At 68.1% G+C, this 13,361-nt stretch carries 11 protein-coding genes; 1 reads left to right on the top strand and 10 read right to left on the bottom strand.

What is annotated here, in order from left to right:
• Positions 1-53: 53 nt before the first annotated feature.
• Positions 54-863 (bottom strand): GNAT family N-acetyltransferase, encoded by an 810-nt coding sequence (locus tag ACN28I_RS22935; protein WP_420944089.1) that lies wholly within the window; start codon positions 861-863, stop codon positions 54-56.
• Positions 864-973: 110 nt separating this feature from the next.
• Here ACN28I_RS22935 and ACN28I_RS22930 point away from each other — a divergent pair, with 110 nt between their 5' ends.
• Entirely contained in the window at positions 974-5,398 is a 4,425-nt protein-coding gene (locus ACN28I_RS22930) for a DEAD/DEAH box helicase (protein WP_420944088.1), read from the top strand.
• Between the two features lie 12 nt (positions 5,399-5,410).
• On the opposite strand, the gene ACN28I_RS22925 is transcribed toward ACN28I_RS22930, so the two are convergent.
• The 9 genes from ACN28I_RS22925 to ACN28I_RS22885 all read right to left on the bottom strand — a co-directional run bounded on the left by ACN28I_RS22925 (position 5,411) and on the right by ACN28I_RS22885 (position 13,294).
• A complete protein-coding gene (locus ACN28I_RS22925) occupies positions 5,411-5,854 on the bottom strand; it encodes a hypothetical protein (RefSeq protein ID WP_420944087.1) in 444 nt (147 codons plus the stop codon).
• Positions 5,855-6,024: 170 nt separating this feature from the next.
• Positions 6,025-6,579, bottom strand: a complete 555-nt coding sequence (locus ACN28I_RS22920; RefSeq protein WP_420944086.1) for a hypothetical protein — start codon at positions 6,577-6,579, stop codon at positions 6,025-6,027.
• A 182-nt stretch (positions 6,580-6,761) separates the two neighbouring features.
• Positions 6,762-7,226, bottom strand: coding sequence for a hypothetical protein (locus tag ACN28I_RS22915; RefSeq protein ID WP_420944085.1), 465 nt, complete (start codon positions 7,224-7,226; stop codon positions 6,762-6,764).
• A 139-nt stretch (positions 7,227-7,365) separates the two neighbouring features.
• Positions 7,366-9,150, bottom strand: coding sequence for an ABC transporter substrate-binding protein (locus ACN28I_RS22910; protein WP_420944084.1), 1,785 nt, complete (start codon positions 9,148-9,150; stop codon positions 7,366-7,368).
• The gene (locus tag ACN28I_RS22905; protein ID WP_420944083.1) at positions 9,147-9,434 is read right to left on the bottom strand and encodes a DUF2160 domain-containing protein; all 288 of its coding nucleotides are present in this window, start codon (positions 9,432-9,434) and stop codon (positions 9,147-9,149) included. The genes ACN28I_RS22910 and ACN28I_RS22905 overlap by 4 nt, the downstream gene beginning before the upstream one ends.
• 6 nt (positions 9,435-9,440) lie before the next feature.
• Positions 9,441-10,232, bottom strand: a complete 792-nt coding sequence (locus ACN28I_RS22900) for a carbohydrate ABC transporter permease (RefSeq protein ID WP_420944082.1) — start codon at positions 10,230-10,232, stop codon at positions 9,441-9,443.
• A complete protein-coding gene (locus ACN28I_RS22895) occupies positions 10,229-11,092 on the bottom strand; it encodes a carbohydrate ABC transporter permease (RefSeq protein WP_420944081.1) in 864 nt (287 codons plus the stop codon). The genes ACN28I_RS22900 and ACN28I_RS22895 overlap by 4 nt, the downstream gene beginning before the upstream one ends.
• Positions 11,089-12,177 (bottom strand): ABC transporter ATP-binding protein, encoded by a 1,089-nt coding sequence (locus ACN28I_RS22890; protein WP_420944080.1) that lies wholly within the window; start codon positions 12,175-12,177, stop codon positions 11,089-11,091. The genes ACN28I_RS22895 and ACN28I_RS22890 overlap by 4 nt, the downstream gene beginning before the upstream one ends.
• Complete coding sequence (locus tag ACN28I_RS22885; protein WP_420944079.1) at positions 12,164-13,294, bottom strand: ABC transporter ATP-binding protein; 1,131 nt, start codon at positions 13,292-13,294, stop codon at positions 12,164-12,166. The genes ACN28I_RS22890 and ACN28I_RS22885 overlap by 14 nt, the downstream gene beginning before the upstream one ends.
• Positions 13,295-13,361: the final 67 nt, after the last annotated feature.

Genomic DNA, 13,361 nt, shown 5'->3' with positions numbered 1-13,361 from the left:
CCGGCCGCGGCGCTCCTGGCCGGTGCTCGCCCGGCGTAGCGGCTGTGGAGCTCCTACGTGCCGCTCGCCGCGGCCATGTAGAAGTGGATGCGGGTGACGGCGCGGTAGCCCATGCGGAGGTAGACGGGGCGGCCCGCCTCGGTGGCGTGCAGCACCGTGCGCTGGAGCCCCTGGGTGCGGTGGGCCTCGGCGAGTGCCTGGCGCATGACGGCCTCGGCGTACCCGAGCCGGCGGTGCTCCTTCATCGTCGCCACCAGGGCGACGTAGGCCACGCCGTCCACCGGGAGGATGGTCGCGCAGCTCGCGGCCTGCCCGTCGCGGTAGCCGACGTAACCCACGCCGAGGCCCGCGCCGGAGAAGTAGGCCGGCACGTCGACGATTCCACGCACCATGTCGCGGGGGGCGTCGTAGGCGAGCGCGTTGAGGTCCGCCACCGCATGCCGGCCCTCCGTGTCCACGGCCTGGCGCAGCTCGAGCGAGGGCAGGGGCCGCACGGGCTCCACGAGGCGGTCGGTGACCATGCCGGTGGTGTCCATGCCGGTCTTCAGGCCGTAGGGGGCGAGCAGCTCGGCGGCGCGGGGACGCAGCCCGGGAGCGAGCCAGTCCTCGCACACGGCGAGCATCCACGGGTTGCCCCGGGGCTGGAAGTAGCGGGCGGCGGCGGCGGCGGCGCGCTGCAGTCCCTCGGCCGTCTCCTGGGGCGCGGGGAGGAAGGCCACGTTGAGCATGGCCCAGGCGACGTTGGACGAGGCGATGTGCACCTCGGGCAGGTCCAGCACCTCGCCCGTGGGGCTGTGCCGGGCGAAGAAGCGCCAGGCTCCGAGGAACTGGGTGTTGGACTCGAGAATCTCGTCGATGGGCATGCCGTGCTCCAGGCTGGGGGGGCGGCCATCCTAACGTCTGAGGCCCCCCGTGCGGGCGGGCGCATTGACGCCCCCCCTAAACCGGTGTTCAGTCTGAGGGAGAGAGCGCCATGGCCCCCCAGATTGCCCTCGATTTCGTCGCCACGTCGTCCCAGCCCGTCCACCCGGCCCTCGAGCCGTTCCACCCGGTGGTGCAGCGGTGGTTCACCGAGCGGCTCGGCGAGCCCTCGCGCCCTCAGGTAGAGGGCTGGCCCCTCATCCAGGCGCAGCAGGACGTGCTGATCGCCGCGCCCACGGGCAGCGGCAAGACGCTCACGGCCTTCCTGGCCGCGTTGGACCGGCTCTTCCGCCAGGCGCTGGAGGGAAGCCTGCCGGACCAGACGCAGGTGCTGTACGTGTCGCCGCTCAAGGCGCTGGGCAACGACGTGCAGAAGAACCTGCTGCAGCCGTTGGAGGAGCTGCTCCAGCGGGCGCGGGCGGCGGGCTTCAAGCCGCAGGAGCTGCGGGTGCAGGTGCGCACGGGGGACACCTCGGCGTCCGAGCGCGCGCAGATGGTGCGCCGGCCGCCGCACATCCTCATCACCACGCCGGAGTCCATCTACCTGTACCTGACGGCGGACCGGGCGAGGGCCACGCTGCGCTCGGTGCGGACGGTCATCGTGGATGAGATCCACGCGCTGGCGAGGGACAAGCGGGGCAGCCACTTCGCGCTGTCGCTGGAGCGGTTGAAGGCGCTCACGGAGGTGAGGCCGCAGCTCATCGGCCTGTCGGCGACGCAGAAGCCGCTGGAGGCCATCGCCGGCTTCCTGACGGGGGAGAGGGCGCGGGAGTGCCGGCTGGTGCAGGTGGGCCACCAGCGGCCGTGGGACTTGAGGGTGGAGATACCCGACGCGGAGCTGGGCTCGCTGGCCACGAACGAGATGTGGGGCCAGGTGTATGACCGGCTGGTGCAGCTGGCGGGGGAGCACCGCACGACGCTCGTCTTCGTGAACACGCGGAAGATGGCGGAGCGGGTGGCGCACGACCTGGGCGAGCGGCTGGGGGTGGAGAAGGTGGCGGCGCACCACGGCAGCATGTCGAGGGAGATGCGGCTGTCGGCGGAGGAGCGGCTGAAGGCGGGGCAGCTCTCGGTGATGGTGGCGACGGCGTCGCTCGAGCTGGGCATCGACGTGGGCAACGTGGACCTGGTGGTGCAGCTGGGGACGACGCGCTCCATCTCGGTGCTGTTGCAGCGGGTGGGCCGAGCGGGCCACTACAAGGGAGGAATCTCGAAGGGCATCCTCATCGCGATGACGCGCGACGAGTTGATGGAGTGCGTCGGGCTGCTGAACGCGGTGCGCGAGGGGGACCTGGACGCGGTGCGGATTCCGGAGAAGCCGCTGGACGTGCTGGCGCAGCAGGTGGTGGCGGCGTGCGCGTGCGAGGAGTGGGACGAGCGGGCCCTCTACAGCCTGTTCCGCCGGGCGTACCCGTACCGGCACCTGACGTACGAGGAGTACGAGAAGGTGCTGGAGACGCTCTCGGAGGGCGTGTCGTTGCGGCGGGGGAGGGCGGGGGTGCACCTGCACCGGGACAGGGTGAACCAGCGGCTGAAGGCGCGCCGGGGCGTGCGGATTACGGCGCTCACGAATGGCGGAGCGATTCCGGACACCTTCACGTTCAACGTGGTGGCGCAGCCCGAGGGCAAGGTGGTGGGGACGCTGGACGAGGACTTCGCGGTGGAGTCGACGCCCGGGGACATCTTCCTGCTGGGGACGACGGCGTGGAGGATTCAGCGGGTGATGGGGGCGTCGGTGATGGTGGAGAACGCGCACGGGCAGCCGCCGACGGTGCCGTTCTGGAGAGGCGAGGCGCCGGGCCGCACGGACGAGCTGAGCGTGCACGTGGGGAGGCTGCGGGAGGAGCTGACGGCGCGGAAGGACGCGGCGCTCTTCCTGGAGAAGGAGCTGCGGGTGCCGCCGCCGGCGGTGGACGCGCTGCTGGCGTACCTGAGGGCGGGGCAGCAGGTGCTGGGGGTGGTGCCGAGCAACACCACGATCGTGGCCGAGCGCTTCTTCGACGAAGCGGGAGGGATGCAGCTCATCCTCCACGCGCCCTTCGGGAGCCGGGTGAACCGGGCGTGGGGCCTGGCGCTGCGCAAGCGCTTCTGCCGCACGTTCGATTTCGAGCTGCAGGCGGCGGCGACGGAAGACGGGCTGCTGTTGTCGCTGGGTGAGCAGCACTCGTTCCCGTTGGAGGACATCTTCCAGTTCCTGAATCCGGAGAACGTGGAGGAGGTGCTGGTGCAGGCGGTGCTGCAGGTGCCGCTGTTCGGGACACGCTTCCGGTGGAACGCGACACGGGCGCTGTCACTGTCCCGGTTCTCGGGGGGCAAGCGGGTGGCACCGAACCTCCAGCGGGCGAGGAGCGAGGACCTGCTGGCGGCGGTGTTCCCGGCACAGGTGGGCTGCCAGGACAACCATGGAGGGGCGGACGTCGAGCTGCCGGACCATCCGCTGGTGAAGCAGACGATGGAGGACTGCCTGCGCGAGGCGATGGACATCGAGGGCCTGCGCGAGGTGCTGAGGAGGATGAAGGACGGGCGCATCAAGCTGGTGGCGAAGGACGTGCCGGAGCCGAGCCTGTTCGCGCACCAGATGGTGAACAGCCAGCCGTACACGTTCCTGGACGACGCACCGGCGGAGGAGCGGCGGGTGCGCAACGTGGTGCTGAGGCGGACGTTGCCGGCGGAGGACGCGGCCTCGTTCGGAGCGCTGGACGCGGACGCCATCGAGCAGGTGGTGCGGGACGCGGCGCCGCCGATGCGGGACGAGGACGAGCTGCACGACGCGCTGTTGCAACTGGTGCTGCTGCCGGAGGTGGAGGTGCCGAAGCGCTTCGTGGCGAGCCTCGTGGCGCAGCGGCGGGTGGCCTGGCTGGAGGTGGGCGGGTCGCGGTTCCTGGTGCCCGCGGAGCGGCAGAGCGCGATCCGGGTGCTCTTTCCGGAGGTGCCACTGCAACCGGAGTTGCAGCCGTTGCCGGGGGACAAGCCGGTGGAGCGGGATGCGGCGGTGCAACAGGTGGTGCGAGGGTGGATGGAGCTGTTGGGGCCAACGACGGCGGGAGAACTGGCGGCGCAGACTGCATTGGACGAGTCGGAGATCTTCCTGTCGCTGCACCAGTTGGAGGCAACGGGAGGAATCCTGAGAGGCCGTTTCCGCCCACTCATCCCCAACCACCCAGAAGAACAACCACAGACCCAACCACAGTCACAACCCCTCTCCCTCCGGGAGAGGGACGGGGTGAGGGTGTCGGAGACCCCGGGTTCCACCCCGGCCGTGGTGGAGTGGTGTGATCGCCGTCTCCTCCAGCGCATCCACCGGCTGACCGTAGGACGCCTGCGCAAGGAGATCGAGCCGCTCAGTGCCCAGGACTTCATGCGCTTCCTCTTCCGGTGGCACCACCTGGAAGAGCTGGACGCGCTGCGAGGGTCCACGGGACTCTCAAAGGCCATCACCCTGCTGCAGGGCTACGAAGCGCCGGCCTCGGCGTGGGAGCGCTACCTCCTACCCGCGCGGATGAAGGGGTACCTGGGAGACCTGCTGGAGCGGGCCTGCTACTCGGGAGAGGTGGCCTGGGGCCGCCTCACCCAGAAGGACGCGAAGCCGGTACCCGGCCCGCGCCGGGGAGCCCCCGCCACGCCCCCTGAGCCGGAGCCCCCCCGCACCCGAGCGGCGACACCGAACCGGAACGCGAGCCTGACCTTCGTGCGCCGGGAGGACCTGGACTGGATGCTGTCGGCGGCGAGGCCGAACGCGGTGCTGTCGGATGGGGGCGTGTGGGTGCCACCGGACCTGTCGGGCCCGGCGAAGGACGTGGTGGCGGTGCTGGAGCAGCGGGGAGCGTGCTTCTTCAACGATCTCTGCTCGCGCTCGCGCCGTCTGCCCGCGGAGGTGGAGGACGCGCTGTGGGAGCTGGTGGCGCGAGGCCTCGTGACGGCGGACGCGGTGCAGAACCTGCGGGTGCTGCAGAGCCCGGCGCAGCGCAAGCGGCAGAAGTTGTTGCAGCGAGGAGGCCCTGGCCGTTGGAGCCTGCTGGTGCCCTCGGAGCCGAAGGGCGAGGACGAAGTCCGTGAATCCCTCGCGAGGCTGTTCCTCCAGCGCTACGGCATCGTCTGGCGGGACCTGGTGATGCGCGAGTCGCTGGCGCCCTCGTGGCGCGAGCTGCTGTACGTGTACCGGAGGATGGAGGCGCGAGGAGAAATCCGCGGAGGCCGCTTCGTGGCAGGCTTCGTGGGTGAGCAGTTCGCGCTCCCGGAGGCGGTGGACGTGGCGCGAGCGGTGCGGAGGCAGGCACCCTCGGGAGTGCGAGTGCAACTGTCAGCGGTGGACCCGCTGAACCTCACGGGAGTGGTGACACCGGGCCCGCGAGTGCCCGCCACGGTAGGCAATGTGGTCACCTACGTGGACGGAGTACCGCAAGGCTTCGACGCGCAGGGAGACGGCGAGGACACCGAGGAGGAGTCCAGCCCCGGCGAGACGGCCCAGACGAACTGAGCGCGAGGCCGCTCAGTTCTCGCCCCCGCGGCGCGCGAGCACCACGCCCGCGGGCGACACGGCATAGGACTCGAACCAGTCCGGGAACCGGCTCCGCGCCTCGCCACACCGGTCGAACCGCTCGTCCACGGTGACGTAGTACACGTCGCGCCACTTGAAGACGCGGGCATCCAGCGCCGCCGCGGGGCTCGGGCACTTGGAGAACAGCTCGCTCTCGGGACCGACGCGCTGGACGACCTCCCGGATGGCGGCACTGGCGGCCAGCGCCGCCCCACCGTCCACGGAGCCCAGGTTGGTGATCTCCAAGACGTTCCTCCTCTCCGGCCATTCGACGCCCCCTCCGGGCTTCTGCTTCTGCGCGGTGGCGGTGGAGGCACAACCCACGCTCAGGAGGACGGACAACACTGGGAGGAGCAGGAGGTTCCAACGGGACACATCACCAGACACGCGCTTCATGGGGAGGCCACCTCCTTCAGCGAGATGTGCCCATCATCCGGGAAGCCCCCCGCCTCGGGCATCACGCGGGGTTCCGCTCTTCATCACGATTTCATCATGACGCCGGGCCCGCGAGTCCGGTTGAACGGTGCTCCTCCTCCTCGTGCTTGCGAATGGTCTCGACCAGCGGATCAAGAGTCTTCCGGAGGAAGCAGTCCCATCTTTATTGCATGGCGCTTGGTGGTCTGCATCTCATCCCAAAGGAAGGTACCGGGGTCCGGGAAGAGACGTTCCGCCAGTTTGCCAAGCCGAAGTGCCTTCTCCACGGACTCCTTCGTCTCCTCATTGTTCCAATACCTGATCTTGAAGAACCAGGCATCCTCGAGTGTCTCCAGCGCTTGCTGCTCCCCTTCCTCGTAGAGTTTCATCGCTTCCGGAGGGCCATCGTGGAAGGTGTCTAGAAAGTTCCCCAACTCCAACAAGGCCGGAGCGCTACGATATGAACCCAGTACGGCTGATTCTAATAAACGCTTGATCTCGGAGAGCACTTCCTCTGCGTTTCTTCCAGGTTGGTCGGCGACTTGTTGTAGCCGGGCAAGATAGCGGAGGTTGTAGGTGAAGGCAGGGCATGCCTCGGCGAGCTCACGATGCATCCTGAATTGCTCTGGATTCCCCCGAATGGGTTCCCCGGCCTTCCGAGCCGCTTCGAACTTCTGGACCAACTCTTCAAGGCTGGGATGTGCCATGCGCCCACCTCTAATGGTTTTCCATCAGGCGATCCGGGTTCTTGATGATCTTGCTCGCCATTTGGAGTTGTGCCTGTGTTGCCAGGCTGGAGTCCTTCCGTTACATGGTTGCTTTGAGCCATCCCTGAGGGTAACTCCTCAGGGGAGCCGAAGCTCAAAGCAGGCATTTCGCTTATAGGCCATCAGCGCTCAATATTCATCCTGCGAGGAAATGGAAAATGGCTTTTTCTTTTGCCCACTGATTCAATCTTGTCAATTGGCCGTCTTGCTCCCTTGACATTCAACAACTCGTATCCGAGAGTCAGTGCGCTCTCGATGTACGCCTTTTCTAGTGTGGACAGGGCATTGTTCATCTGCTGCCCTGGTTTTGAAATCCATTTCCCGATGAGGACTATTCTGGCGCCTTTGTCGGCATTTTCCAGCCCTCTCATTAGGGGGACGTTTTTGTAGAAATGGTCCGTAATGCGCTTGCGTAGGTTGCTGGCCTTTCCAACGTATATTGGAGAGTGACTCTCCCCAAATCTGCGGGCAAAAACATATATGCCTGGGTCTTCGGGCAATAGTTCTGGGTTGCAGCTGTAAATCAGCTTTTCGTTGTTTACGTATTCAAGGCTGATCGGGTCATCCCATTCTACTTGTAGATTCATGCCACTTGCCTCTGATTGTTTGAGATTGTGAGATTGATACTGTGAGATTGATACTGTGAGATTGATTCGGTAGGAGGTGGCTCCCGCGGAGTATACCCGGGGAGATGGAACCTCCTGCCGAATCAGATACTTCTGAGCGCTACTTCGCGCGCCCTTCCTTCCACGCCTGCAGGAGTTGCTCATAGGGCACGGTCTCGCCCTTGGGCTTCTCGTTGGCGAGCTTCGCGTGGGGGGCGCCGGGCGCGTCGAGCCACTCCTTGGGCTCCTTCTTCGGGTTGAGCTTGGGCGGGCAGTTCTGCATGCCCGCGCGCTCGAGCCGGCCCAGCACGTCGTCCATCTGCTCGGCGAGCGAGTCCATGGCCTGCTGCGGCGTCTTCTCGCCCTCGACGGCCAGGCTGATGTTCTGCCACCAGAGCTGCGCCAGCTTCGGGTAGTCCGGCACGTTGGTGCCCGTTGGCGTCCACGCCACGCGCGCCGGGCTCCGGTAGAACTCCACCAGGCCGCCGTAGCGGTCCGCCACCTTCGTCACGTGCTCGGAGCGCACGTCCGAGTCGCGAACCGGCGTCAGTCCCACGAGGAACTTCTTCAGGGATGTGGTCTTGGCCACGGTGAACTGCGCGTACAGCCACGCGGCCTTGCGCCTCTCCAGCGGGGTGCTCTTGAGCATCGTCCACGAGCCGGTGTCCTGGTAGCCGAGCTTCGTGCCCTCCTGCCAGTACGGGCCGTGCGGCGAGGGCGCCATGCGCCACTTGGGCGAGCCGTCCGCGTTCACCACCGGCAGCCCCGGCTTGGTCAGCGCCGCGGTGAAACCCGTGTACCAGAAGATCTGCTGCGCCACGTTGCCCTGGCCGGGGACCGGGCCGGCCTCGGAGAACGTCATGCCGGCGGCCTGGGGCGGCGCGTACTTCTTCAACCAGTCGATGTACCGGGTGAGCGCGTACACCGCGGCCGGGCCGTTCGTCTCGCCGCCGCGCGCCACCGAGGCGCCCGCCGGGTTGCAGCCCTCGACGCGGATGCCCCACTCGTCCACCGGCTTGCCATTGGGCAGGCCCTTGTCGCCCACGCCCGCCATGGACAGCCACGCGTCCGTGAAGCGCCAGCCCAGGGACGGATCCTTCTTCCCGTAGTCCATGTGGCCGTACACCCGGATGCCGTCGATCTCCTTCACGTCACGGGTGAAGAACTCGGCGATGTCCTCGTAGGCGGACCAGTTCACCGGCACGCCCAGCTCGTAGCCGTACTTCTTCTGGAAGCGCTCGCGCAGGTCCGGCCGGCTGAACCAGTCCTGGCGGAACCAGTACAGGTTGGCGAACTGCTGGTCCGGCAACTGGTACAGCTTGCCGTCCGGGCCGGTGACGAAGCTCTTGCCCATGAAGTCGTCGATGTCGAGCGTGGGTAGCGTCACGTCCTTGCCCTCGCCCGCCATGAAGTCCGACAGCGGCACCACGTGGCCGTAGCGCACGTGGGTGCCAATCAAATCGCTGTCATTCACATACATGTCATAGATGCTGCGGCCCGACTGCATCTGGGTCTGCAGCTTCTCGATGACATCGCCTTCCTGGATGAGGTCGTGCTTGACCTTGATGCCGGTAATCTCCTCGAAGGCCTTGGCCATCGTCTTGGCCTCGTAGACGTGGGTGTCGATCGTCTCCGAGACCACGTTGATGGTGGTGCCGCGGTAGGGGGCGGCGGCCTCTCGGAACCACTTCAGCTCCGCGAGCTGCTGCTCCCGGGTGAGGGTGCTCGGCTGGAACTCCTCGTCCACCCACTTCTCGGCGGCCTTCTCCAGCGCGGCCATGTCCGCCTGCTGTTGCTGCGCGGTGGCGGCGGGCTTCGCACCGTCCTCCGGCTTCGACTCCTTCTTGCAACCGGCGGCGGGGACCGCCAAGGCCAGGGCCAGCGTCCATCTCAACGTGTTCTTCAAAGGGTTACCCCCAGCGAGCGATGAAGATCATGAACAGCAACGACAGACCTGAAGCGAACCAGACAGAACACATCCGTCAGCCCCACCCACGCGAGGTGGATGAAGGCGCTGCCCATGAGGCCGACGAAGAGGCGGTCTCCGCGGGTGGTGGCCATGGGCAGCAGGCCCCGGCGGGGCAGGGAAGGGGAGCGGATTCCCCAGACGGTATAGGCGGCGAGCAGCAGCGCGATGACCCCGAAGAAGCCGGCCGTCGTCGGCGTCCAGGCCATCCATTCGAAATCCATGGCGGCTCACACCCTTCCCAGGGCGAAGCCCTTGGCGATGTAGTTGCGCACGAAGTAGATGACGACCGCGCCCGGCACGAGCGTCAGCACGCCAGCGGCGGCGAGCAGGCCCCAGTCCATGCCGGCGGCGCTCACGGTGCGCGTCATGGTGGCGACGATGGGCTTGGCGTCCACGGACGTGAGGGTGCGTGCGAGCAGCAGCTCCACCCAGCTGAACATGAAGCAGAAGAACGCCGTCACGCCCACGCCCGAGCGGATGAGGGGCAGGAAGATGCGCACGAAGAAGCGGGGGAAGCTGTACCCGTCGAGGTACGCGGTCTCGTCGATCTCCCGCGGCACGCCGGACATGAAGCCCTCGAGAATCCACACCGACAGGGGCACGGTGAAGAGCATGTGCGCGAGGGCCACGGCCCAGGGCGTGTCGAACAGGCCGATGCTCGAGTAGAGCTGGAAGAAGGGCAGCAGGAAGACGGCCGGGGGCGACATGCGGTTGCTCAGCAGCCAGAAGAAGAGGTGCGAGTCGCCGAGGAAGCGGTAGCGCGAGAAGGCATAGGCCGCGGGCAGGGCCAGCAGCACGGAGAGCACGGTGTTGATGCCCACGTACGTGAGCGAGTTGAGGTAGCCGTCGCTCCAGGCCGGGTCGGTGAAGATGGTGACGTAGTTGGCGAGCGTGGGGTCGCGAGGCCAGAGCGTGAAGCCGCCCAATATCTCCTCGTTCGTCTTCAGCGACATGCCCACCAGCCAGTAGATGGGGATGAAGCTCAGCAGCAGGTAGAGGGGGACGGCGAGCCGTCTCATCTCGCCTCCTTGGACGTCATCGCCGTATAGAAGATGTAGCTGAACAGCAGGATGATGAGGAAGTAGACGAGCGAGAAGGCCGCCGCCGGGCCCAGGTCGAACTGGCCCACCGCGAGCCGCGTGAGGTATTGGCTCAGGAAGGTGGTGGCGTTGCCGGGCCCGCCGCCGGTGAGGACGAAGGGCTCGGTGTAGATCATGAAGCTGTCCATGAAGCGCAGCAGCACGGCGATGGTCAGCACGCCGCGCAGCCGGGGCAGTTGGATGAAGCGGAACGTGGCCCAGGCCGAGGCGCCGTCGATGCGCGCGGCCTGATAGTAGGCCTCGGGGATGGCGCGCAGGCCCGCGTAGCAGAGCAGGGCCACCAGCGGCGTCCAATGCCACACGTCCATGAGCAGCACTGTGAGCCAGGCATCCAGCGCGTTGGACGTGTAGTTGTATGGGATGCCGAGCGCGTTGATGGCCACGCCGAAGAGGCCGATGTCCCCCCGGGCGAAGATCTGCCAGATGGTGCCCACCACGTTGAAGGGGATGAGCAGGGGCAGGCCCAGCAGCACCAGGCACACGGAGGCGGCGCGGCCCTCCTTGGGCAGCACGAGCGCCAGCGCCACGCCGAGCGGAATCTCCAGGGCCAGCACCGCCAGCGAGAAGCCGAGCTGCCGCCGCAGGGCGCCGTGCAGCTCGGGGTCCCTCAGCACCTTGCGGAACCACTCGGTGCCCACGAAGACGCGCTGGTCCGGTCCGAGGATGTCCTGCACCGAGTAGTTCACCACCGTCATCAACGGGATGATGGCGCTGAAGGCGACGGCCACCAGCACGGGCAGCACCAGCAGCCAGGCGCGCTGATTCGTGGGTTTGCTCATGGGATGGCTCGGCCTCCGGCGTACAGCGTCGTCCAGCGGGGCGGCAGCTCCAGCCAGCAGGTCTCCCCGGGCGCGAGCCGCTCCTCCTCGGGCAGCCGCACCTTGAGGGCCTGCGCCCCCAGCCGCGCGGTGGCCAGCTTGTGCCGCCCCAGGTCCTCCACCTGCGTCACCTCCACCCGCACCGAGGACGGCGTGCCCTCGGGGACGCGCCGGAGGAACTCGGGACGGATGCCGAGCCGCAGCTCGCCTCCGGCCGACCGGGCCCGCGCGCACACGCCCGCGTCCAGCGCCAGCCGCTGCCCCTCCACCACCACCGTGCCGTCCTCCACGGTGCACGGCAGCAGGTTCATCCCCGGGCTGCCGATGAAGTAGCCCACGAAGGTGTCCGCCGGGCGCTCGAAGAGCTCCTGCGGCGTGCCCACCTGCACCACCCGCCCCTGGTTCATCACCACCACCCGGTCCGCGAGCGTCAGCGCCTCCACCTGATCGTGCGTCACGTACACGATCGTCAGCTTCAACTGCTCGTGCACCTGCTTCAGCTTGCGGCGCAGCAGCCACTTCACGTGCGGGTCGATGACCGTCAGGGGCTCGTCCAGGAGGATGGCCGCCACGTCCCGGCGCACCAGCCCCCGGCCCAGGGAAATCCGCTGGCGCAGGTCCGCGGACAGCCCGCTGGCCCTCATGCGCAGGTCCGGGGTGAGCTCCAACAGCTCCGCGACTTCCTCCACCCGCGTCCGCGTCTCGCTGGCGCCCAGCCCCCGGTTGCGCAGCGGGAAGGCCAGGTTCTCCGAGACGGTCATCGTGTCGTAGATGACGGGGAACTGGAACACCTGGGCGATGTTGCGCCGCTGCGGCGGGGCCGCGGTGACGTCCACGCCGTCGAAGAGCACCTGTCCCCGGGTGGGCCGCAGCAGGCCGGAGATGATGTTGAGCAGCGTCGTCTTCCCGCACCCCGAGGGCCCCAGCAGCGCGTAGGCGCCGCCGTCCTCCCAGACGAGCTCCAGGGGGCGCAGCGCGTAGTCCTGCTCGGACGCGGGCGCGGGCACGTAGGCGTGGGCGATGCCGCGGAGCTCAATCCTGGCCATGCGCGGGCTCCTCGGTGGTGGAGGGAGAGGCGAAGGGGGGCGCGGCCACGAGCCGGCCCTCGGGGCTGAACACGAACATCCGCGCGGGCGGGACGAACAGCTCCAGCGGCGCGCCGTACGGGTGCCGGTGCACGCCCTCCACCTGCGCGGTGAGCGCGAGCCCGCCGTGCGCCGCGTGCACGAGCGTCTCGGAGCCGCTCACCTCCTCCACCTCCACGTGCGCGGGGATGCGGACGTCCCCGGGCGCGCCGGGCGACAGCCGCACGTGGTGGGCGCGGATGCCCAGCCGGTAGCGGCCGGCCGCGAGGCCCCGCAGGTGCCCGGACAGCGGGAAGGCCACCTCGGGCGACAGGCGCGCTCCCGCGTCCGCGGACACCTCGGCGTCCCACAGGTTCATCTGCGGGTCGCTGAAAATCTGGCCCACGCGCTCGGTGGCGGGGGACTGGTACACCTCCAGGGTCCGGCCCGTCTGCAGCAGGCGGCCCTCGTGGAGCACCGACGTCCACCCGCCGAGCAGCAGCGCCTCGGTGGGCTCGGTGGTGGCGTACACCACGACGGCGGGGCGGTTGCGGAAGAGCTGGCGGATTTCGGTGCGCAGCTCCTCGCGCAGCTTGTAGTCGAGGTTGGCCAGGGGCTCGTCCAGCAGCAGCAGCGAGGCGTCCTTGGCCAGCGCGCGCGCCATGGCCGTGCGCTGTTGCTGTCCGCCGCTCAGCTCCGCGGGGAGCCGCTGCAGGTAGGGCTCCAGGCGGAGCGCGGCGGCCGTCTCCCGCACGCGCCGGTCGAGCTCCGGCCCCCGCAGCTTCCCCGCCAGCCGCAGCGGCGAGGCGATGTTCTCGTAGACGGTGAGCGAGGGGTAGTTGACGAACTGCTGGTACACCATGGCCACGTTGCGGTGGCGCACGTCCACGCCCGTCACATCGGCGCCGTCCGCCCGGAGCGTCCCCGTGGTGGGCTTGTCCAGCCCGGCCATGAGGCGCAGCAGCGACGTCTTTCCCGCGCCGGTGCGGCCCAGCAGGATGTGGAAGGCGCCGGGCTCGAGCTTCAGGTGGATGTCCGCGAGGTGGGTTTCTCCCTCCACCACGCGTGTGACCTTCTCCAGCTCGATGCCGTGCCTCACCCGGTGTGTCCCCTCGCTGCGCTACGCCGTGAGTGACCGCGGCGCGCATCGTAGGGAGAATTCACGC

The organism is Archangium gephyra, assembly GCF_049060025.1.
Taxonomy (GTDB): domain Bacteria; phylum Myxococcota; class Myxococcia; order Myxococcales; family Myxococcaceae; genus Archangium; species Archangium gephyra_A.
Note: the sequence above shows the minus strand (reverse complement) of the source record. Positions and strands in the feature narration are given on the sequence as shown.

Bases quoted from the DNA above. Each gene is read 5' to 3' on its own strand.
- ACN28I_RS22890 (WP_420944080.1), bottom strand. From the start codon at position 12,177: ATGGCCAGGATTGAGCTCCGCGGCATCGCCCACGCCTACGTGCCCGCG.
- ACN28I_RS22915 (WP_420944085.1), bottom strand. From the start codon at position 7,226: ATGAATCTACAAGTAGAATGGGATGACCCGATCAGCCTTGAATACGTA.
- ACN28I_RS22920 (WP_420944086.1), bottom strand. From the start codon at position 6,579: ATGGCACATCCCAGCCTTGAAGAGTTGGTCCAGAAGTTCGAAGCGGCT.
- ACN28I_RS22930 (WP_420944088.1), top strand. From the start codon at position 974: ATGGCCCCCCAGATTGCCCTCGATTTCGTCGCCACGTCGTCCCAGCCC.
- ACN28I_RS22925 (WP_420944087.1), bottom strand. From the start codon at position 5,854: ATGAAGCGCGTGTCTGGTGATGTGTCCCGTTGGAACCTCCTGCTCCTC.
- ACN28I_RS22895 (WP_420944081.1), bottom strand. From the start codon at position 11,092: ATGAGCAAACCCACGAATCAGCGCGCCTGGCTGCTGGTGCTGCCCGTG.
- ACN28I_RS22900 (WP_420944082.1), bottom strand. From the start codon at position 10,232: ATGAGACGGCTCGCCGTCCCCCTCTACCTGCTGCTGAGCTTCATCCCC.
- ACN28I_RS22935 (WP_420944089.1), bottom strand. From the start codon at position 863: ATGCCCATCGACGAGATTCTCGAGTCCAACACCCAGTTCCTCGGAGCC.
- ACN28I_RS22905 (WP_420944083.1), bottom strand. From the start codon at position 9,434: ATGGATTTCGAATGGATGGCCTGGACGCCGACGACGGCCGGCTTCTTC.